Annotated in this window: 1 pseudogene; it reads left to right on the top strand. The window is 47.7% G+C overall.

From position 1 onward, the window contains the following. Positions 1–520: pseudogene (locus tag JUI58_RS00235) on the top strand (hemagglutination protein); the annotation flags it as partial.

The following is a 520-nucleotide window of genomic DNA, read 5'->3' as shown; positions in this document are numbered from 1 at the left end:
ATCACCCTCGCCGCTATTCCAGGTAAAAGTCAAGTTCGACTCTCTCACGAAGGTATGGTGGTGAACTTAGTCCTCGATGCCGCCCCAGTCGAAGGAAACGTAATCATTCCTGCCAATGCAAGGGGAATAAGAGCAGTAGATATCCCTCGTTATATTACCGGAGGGAGTGAAATCGGTCATGCTAATGAAGTGATTATCGAAGCAGATGGCACAGTGCGGTTAATTAGAACCGATACAGCCGTCAAAGAAGGAGATACAGTCATTGCTGGAGAAGTAACTGCCGAAAATATTAACCTCATGGCAGCAGGAGTAGTTACTCCAACAGACCCAAGTTTAATTCAAGGGGATGCCACCGTCGTGCGTTTTCCCGAAGCCGGAGGAACGAATATACTCAACGTTATTGATTCTCGTGCCGATAACGCTCAAGACCTGCTTTATGGTGCAGCAGCAGGGACGATATCGAGTATTATTGGTCGCGAGGAAGAAGGAATTGCCGCGATAAGCGAGAAACTCGAAGAAG

Origin of the sequence: Spirulina sp. CCY15215, assembly GCF_016888125.1 — a bacterium.
Taxonomy (GTDB): domain Bacteria; phylum Cyanobacteriota; class Cyanobacteriia; order Cyanobacteriales; family Spirulinaceae; genus CCY15215.
The sequence above is the reverse complement of the archived record's forward strand: the minus strand, read 5'-3'. Positions and strand labels throughout refer to the sequence as shown.